At 72.3% G+C, this 6127-nt stretch carries 7 protein-coding genes; 4 read left to right on the top strand and 3 right to left on the bottom strand.

Annotated elements, in window-relative coordinates; all coding sequences use genetic code 11:
• The first annotated feature begins 207 nt into the window (after positions 1-207).
• Positions 208-1176 (top strand): NAD-dependent epimerase/dehydratase family protein, encoded by a 969-nt coding sequence (locus E3O49_RS18515; RefSeq protein WP_134366004.1) that lies wholly within the window; start codon positions 208-210, stop codon positions 1174-1176.
• A gap of 82 nt (positions 1177-1258) precedes the next feature.
• Here E3O49_RS18515 and E3O49_RS18510 read toward each other — a convergent pair whose 3' ends face one another.
• Complete coding sequence (locus E3O49_RS18510) at positions 1259-1621, bottom strand: GntR family transcriptional regulator (protein ID WP_134365954.1); 363 nt, start codon at positions 1619-1621, stop codon at positions 1259-1261.
• Between the two features lie 182 nt (positions 1622-1803).
• Between E3O49_RS18510 and E3O49_RS18505 the strand changes: the two genes are divergently transcribed.
• Entirely contained in the window at positions 1804-2577 is a 774-nt protein-coding gene (locus tag E3O49_RS18505) for an ABC transporter permease (protein WP_241975834.1), read from the top strand.
• A gap of 36 nt (positions 2578-2613) precedes the next feature.
• Here the strand turns inward: E3O49_RS18505 and E3O49_RS18500 are convergent, their stop codons facing one another.
• Positions 2614-3108, bottom strand: a complete 495-nt coding sequence (locus E3O49_RS18500) for a hypothetical protein (protein WP_134365955.1) — start codon at positions 3106-3108, stop codon at positions 2614-2616.
• 85 nt (positions 3109-3193) lie between these two features.
• Positions 3194-3631: an Lrp/AsnC family transcriptional regulator gene (locus tag E3O49_RS18495; protein ID WP_134365956.1), complete on the bottom strand. Its 438-nt coding sequence runs from the start codon at positions 3629-3631 to the stop codon at positions 3194-3196.
• A 222-nt stretch (positions 3632-3853) separates the two neighbouring features.
• Here E3O49_RS18495 and ddaH point away from each other — a divergent pair, with 222 nt between their 5' ends.
• Both ddaH and rocD read left to right on the top strand, forming a co-directional pair.
• Complete coding sequence (ddaH, locus tag E3O49_RS18490) at positions 3854-4759, top strand: dimethylargininase (RefSeq protein ID WP_134365957.1); 906 nt, start codon at positions 3854-3856, stop codon at positions 4757-4759.
• The gene (gene rocD, locus E3O49_RS18485; protein WP_134365958.1) at positions 4756-6066 is read left to right on the top strand and encodes an ornithine--oxo-acid transaminase; all 1311 of its coding nucleotides are present in this window, start codon (positions 4756-4758) and stop codon (positions 6064-6066) included. Before ddaH ends, rocD begins: the two co-directional genes overlap by 4 nt.
• Positions 6067-6127: the final 61 nt, after the last annotated feature.

Raw genomic sequence — 6127 nt, 5'->3', positions numbered from 1 at the left:
GGCCCGCCGCGCGGCTGCTGCGCCGCTGCGCGGGTGGCCCGCCGCGCGCGCAACGGCGCAGCACGCGCGCAGCGCAGGTCACCCCGCAGGTCACCCCGCAGGTCACCCCGCAGGTCACCCCGCAGGTCACCCCGCAGGTCACCCCGCAGGTTCCGCCGCACGTCCCGGCGCACTCCACCCCGCGCCGCGCCCCCCGCGAGCATCCCGGTGAGGGTCCTCGTGACCGGGGCGAGCGGCTTCCTCGGCCGCGCCGTCGCGGCCGAGATCGCGGCTGCCGGGCACGAGGTGCGCACGTTCCAGCGCCGCGCGTCGGGCGTTCCCGGCGTCGCCGACGTGCTCGGCTCGGTCACCGCCCCCGACGAGGTTGGCCGCGCCGCCGCCGGCATGGACGCCGTCGTGCACCTGGCCGCGAAGGTCTCCCTCGCGGGCAGGCCGGCCGATTTCGAGGCCGTGAATGTGGGCGGCACCCGCACGCTGCTGGCCGCGGCCACGGATGCCGGCGCCACCCGCTTCGTCTTCGTGTCGTCGCCCTCGGTGGCCCACGCCGGCGCATCCATCGTCGGCAGCGGCGCCGACCCGGCCGACCCGTCCCGGGCCCGCGGGCACTACGCCCGTACCAAGGCCCAGGCCGAACTGCTCGCGCTCGGCGCCGACTCCGCGAGCCTGCACGTGGTCGCGGTGCGCCCGCACCTGGTCTGGGGCCCGGGCGACACGCAGCTCGTCGCCCGCATCGTCGACCGGGCCCGCCGCGGCCGGCTGCCGCTGCTCGGCCACGGCGCCGCCCTGATCGACACCACCTATGTGGACAACGCTGCCTCGGCCATCGCGGCCGCGCTCGAGCGGGCCGACGCGGTGCACGGCCACTCCTACGTGGTCACGAACGGGGAGCCGCGCCCCGTGGCCGAGCTGCTCGCCGGAATGTGCCGGGCGGCGGGCGTGCCGGCCCCGGCCTGGCGGGTTCCGGCAGGAGTCGCCCGCGGCGCGGGATCCCTGATCGAGGCGGCCTGGCGCATCCGTTCGGGCGCCGACGAGCCGCCGATGACCCGGTTCCTGGCCGAGCAGCTGTCGACCGCGCACTGGTTCGACCAGCGCCGCACCCGCGCCGAACTGCGGTGGGCGCCCGCGGTGAGCCTGGACGAGGGCTTCCGCCGCCTCGCCGCCGCCTACGGGCGGTAGCCGCAGCCGCGCACGCCGCGAAACCCGCGCACGCGCACGCGCACGCCGCGCACCGCGCACGCAGCAGCCGAGGCCGCCGACGCTACGAACGGATGCCGAGGGCCGCACGCACGATCTGCAGCGCCTCCTCCGGGGGCAGGCCGAGCGCGCGCATCCGTTCGGCGTAGGCGACCGCGGCCCGCTGCGCCTGCTGGTGCGTGGCGTCTCCGGTCGCGGCGATGAAGGAGCCGAGCCGGCCGCGGGTCTCGATCACCTCGTCCTGCTCCAGCTCCCGGTAGGCGCGCGCGACCGTGTTCGCGGCCAGGCCGAGGTCTTCGGCGAGGCGGCGCACGGTGGGCAGCTTGTCACCCGGGGCCAGCGCGCCGGTGCGCACGCCCTCGATCACCTGCCCCCGCAGCTGCTCGAACGGCGGAGTGGGGGAGTGCGGGTCGATGACGAGTTGCATGCCGGGCATCCTTCGTGTGCGTTACGTCCCACGCTACCGGTGCCCCCGGTGCCCTCCTCCGCCGCGAGTGCGGGTGAATTGTCGCTCTGGCGTCCTCTAACCGACGATTCACCCGCACTCGCGAACCGAACGGATGCGCGCGGCCGGCCACTCCGGGCACACCGGCTCGGTAGGCTCGTCACGTGACCTGGCCCCGCGACCTGCCCGCCCAGCTGGCGGCACTGCTGCCGAGCCTGGCCGGCGTGCTGCTGCTCATCCTGATCGTCACGCTCGTGCTCTGGACCTACCGGGTGTCGCATCCGTTCGCGCCGGCGCTCGCCGTGCTGCGCGGAGCCCTGCAGCTGGCCGCGATCAGCCTGGTGCTCAGCGGCATCATCTCCGATCCGCTCTGGGTCGGCGTGGGCCTCGTCGTCATGTTCACCGCCGCGGTCGGCACGGTCACGCGGCGCATCGGCGCCAGCCGGCAGCACTTCGCCTGGGTGGCCGCCGCGATGGGCCTGGGCGTGCTCGCCTCCCTCCTGGTCGTGTTCGGCACCGGCGCGCTCGAGTCGACGCCGCGTTACGTGCTGTCCTTCGGCGGCATCATCATCGGCAACGCCATGTCGATCGCCACGCTCTCCGGCCGCCGCTTCGGCGAGGCGGTGACCGAGCGCTGGGACGAGGTGGAGGGCTGGCTGGCCCTCGGCGCCACGCCCCGGCAGGCGACCCGCGAGCTGGCCCGCCGCGCCGTCTACTTCGCGCTGATCCCCTCGACCGACCAGACGAAGACCACCGGCCTGGTCACCCTGCCCGGTGCCTTCGTCGGCGCCATCTTCGGCGGGGCCTCGCCGCTCGAGGCCGGTCGCTTCCAGATCATCGTGCTCGCCGGCATCCTTTGCGCCGGTTCCATCGCCGCCGTCGCGCTGATCCACCTGCTTGCGCCCGTGCGGCAGCGCCCCCTCACCGCCCCGGTCTGACCCGCCGCCTCGCAGCAGCGCCCGGTCCGCGGGCCGCTAATGCAGCACCAGGAACTTGGCGAGGATCAGGAACCCGGCGAGCAGCACGGTTCCCACCGCGACGAGGGCCAACGGCCAGCCACGGATGCCGCGGAGCCGCACCCCCGACACCGCCACCACGCTCAGCAGCACGCTGGCCGTGATCATCCCGACCAGGGTCGCGGTCCTCGTGTCGCCGCCGAAGAAGAGCACCACGAGCACCGCCAGCAGCGGAGCGAATGCGGCGGATATCATCGGTGCGCTGACCCGCAGATGGTGGCGGATGCTGCCCCACCCGGCCGTCTGATCCCCGATCGAGTAGGCGAAAACGTGCGTCGCGTAATACACGAGGTTCGTGATCAGGACCACGATGATGATCGTCGACGCGGCGCTGTCGCCGAGCCCGATCAGCGTGCTGGCGGCCACGAGTAGGCCGTAAGCCGCAGCGCTGATGCGCTCGGCGCCGGCCGGTCCGATCTTGCTTGGAGCCTGGGCGTTCTTCGGTGAGGCCACGGCTCCAGTGTCGCGGGGGTCGCGCTCGAGCGAAAGGGGCGACGGATGCCGCCGGCCCTACTCCGGCGCGCCGGCTCCGCTGCCGCTACTCCGCGGCGCGGTGGATCAGGCGGGAGAGCACGATCGCGCTGCGGGTGTGGTCCACGTTCGGCGCCAGGCGCACCTTCTCCAGGGCCGCCTCGAGGCCGGAGATGTCCCGCGCCCGGATGTGCACGATCGCGTCGGCGCTGCCGGTGACGGTGCCGGCATCGACGACCTCGGGCACGCCGGAGAGGATGCGCAGCAGTTCCTCGGGCGCCACGGTGCCGCGGCAGAACAGTTCGACGTAGGCCTCGGTGCTCATGCCGTCGATGGCCGGGTCCACCTGGATCGTGAAGCCGCGGATGACCCGGTCGGCCACGAGCTTGTCGACCCGCCGTTTGACCGCCGACGCCGACAGGCCGACGACCCCGCCGATATCCCCGTAGCCCGCGCGGGCATTCTGGCGAAGAAGGTCGAGAATGCCGCGGTCTAGATTGTCCATTCCGAGAGTCTACGGCGAAAACATGCGTCGAGCGCGGAAACCACGCGCATTTCGAGCGCAGATTAGCGTGACATACCGATTCATGCTGTGTGAAACTAGGAACGGCGTCCCCGCCCGGATCCGTTCGGCTCCGGCAGGGCTCTCGTGAGTGACCTGGTCCGCCATCCACCCCCGCATTCCGACCTCGCCCGAAGCCGGCGGAGTGCAGCAGAAGGAGTCCCCATGTCGACCAATCTCACGTCCCTTGATTTCGCCGCCCCCGACCTCACGGTCCCGGGTCTCACCGTCCCGAACCCGGACGAGAGCATCGCTTCGGCCCGCCCCGAGCGCATACCGGTCAGGCGCACCATCCTGATGTGCAAGCCCGACTACTTCACCGTCGTGTACCGCATCAACCCGTGGATGGACCCGGCCATCCCGACCGACACTGCCCTGGCCGTCGCGCAGTGGCAGACCCTGTACGACACCTACGTCGGACTCGGTTTCGACGTGCACCTGATCGACCCGATCGACGGGCTGCCGGACATGGTCTACGCGGCCAACGGCGGCTTCGTCGTCGACAACATCGCGTACGGCGCGGCTTTCACCTATCCGGAGCGCCAGCCGGAAGGCCCGGCCTACATGGACTGGTTCCGCGAGAGCGGCTTCGACGTGCGCGTCCCGGTCGAGATCAACGAGGGGGAGGGCGACTTCCTGCTCGTGGGCGACGCGATCCTTGCCGGCACCGGCTTCCGCAGCGCCTCGAACAGCCACGAAGAGGTGTCGGCCATCTACGGCCGTCCGGTGATCACGCTTAACCTGATCAACCCGAGCTTCTACCACCTCGATACCGCCATCGCCGTGCTCGACGACACGAACATCGCCTACCTGCCGAGCGCATTCGACGAGCCGAGCCTCGTCATCCTGCGCGAGCGCTACCCGGATGCCATCATCGTCACCGAGGAAGACGCGGCCATCCTCGGCCTCAACTCCTACTCCGACGGCTACAACGTCGTCATCGCCGCCCGCGCGAAAGACTTCGAGCGCCAGCTGCGCGCCCGCGGCTACAACCCGATCGGCGTCGACCTGTCCGAGCTGCTCCTCGGCGGCGGCGGAGTGAAGTGCTGCACGCTGGAGCTGCGCCGATGATCGACCAGACCGCGGCCGACCAGACCGCGGCCGCCCAGACCACGACAGCCCAGACCACGACAGCCCAGACCACGACAGCCCAGACCACGGCCGCCCTCGATCAGGCGTCCTACATCGCGCTCGAGAACGAGCACGCGGCCCACAACTACCACCCGCTGCCCGTCGTCGTCGCCTCCGGGGACGGCGCCTGGGTGACGGATGTCGACGGTCGCCGCTACCTGGACTGCCTGGCCGCCTACTCCGCGGTCAACTTCGGCCACTCCAACCCGGTTCTGCTGGAAGCCGCCCGCGCCCAGCTCGGCCGCATCACGCTCACCAGCCGCGCCTTCCACAACGACCAGCTCGGCCCGTTCGTGACAGCGCTCGCCGAGCTCTCCGGCAAGGACATGGTCCTCCCGATGAACACGGGCGCCGAAGCGGTCGAGTCCGGCATCAAGGTAGCCCGCGCCTGGGGCTACCGGGTGAAGGGCGTCGCCGACGGGCTGGCCAACATCATCGTGGCCGGCGAGAACTTCCACGGCCGCACGACCACGATCATCAGCTTCTCCGACGACGAGTCCGCCCGCAAGGACTTCGGCCCGTTCACGCCCGGGTTCCGCACGGTTCCCTACGGGGACGCCGCGGCCCTCGAGGCCGCGATCGACCAGAACACGGTCGCCGTGTTGCTCGAGCCGATCCAGGGCGAGGCCGGCATCGTCGTGCCGCCGGCGGGCTACCTGCCCGCCGTGCGCGAGATCACGACCCGCCATAACGTGCTGTTCATCGCCGACGAGATCCAGTCCGGCCTCGGCCGTACGGGCGCGACCTTCGCCTGCGATCTGGTCGGGGTCGTGCCGGACCTGTACCTGCTGGGCAAGGCGCTCGGCGGCGGCATCGTTCCCGTTTCGGCGGTGGTCGGCAACGCGGACGTCCTCGGCGTGCTCCGCCCTGGCGAGCACGGCTCGACCTTCGGCGGCAACCCCCTGGCCGCGGCCGTCGGCCTCGCCGTGGTGAAGATGCTGGCCACCGGCGAATACCAGGAGCGCGCCCGCGTTCTCGGCACCCGACTGCACGACGGGCTGAGCGCCCTGATCGGCCGGGGCGTCGTCGCCGTGCGCGGCGCGGGCCTCTGGGCCGGGATCGACATCGACCCGACGGTGGCGTCCGGCCGGGCGGTCTGCGAGGCCCTCCTGGCCCGCGGCGTGCTCGCGAAGGACACCCACGGCTTCACCATCCGCCTGGCCCCGCCGATCGTGGTCTCCGAGGCCGACATCGACTGGGCCGTCGAGCAGCTGGCCGCGGTGCTCGCGGAATTCGCCGCCGCCTAGCCGCGCCCGGCCGCGCCGCCGCCTCCGAGCGCCCGCCGCGGCCCGCGCCCGCCGCGTCGTC

This window comes from Cryobacterium shii (genome assembly GCF_004402595.1).
GTDB lineage: Bacteria > Actinomycetota > Actinomycetes > Actinomycetales > Microbacteriaceae > Cryobacterium > Cryobacterium shii.
This window is presented reverse-complemented; position numbering and strand designations above follow the sequence as displayed.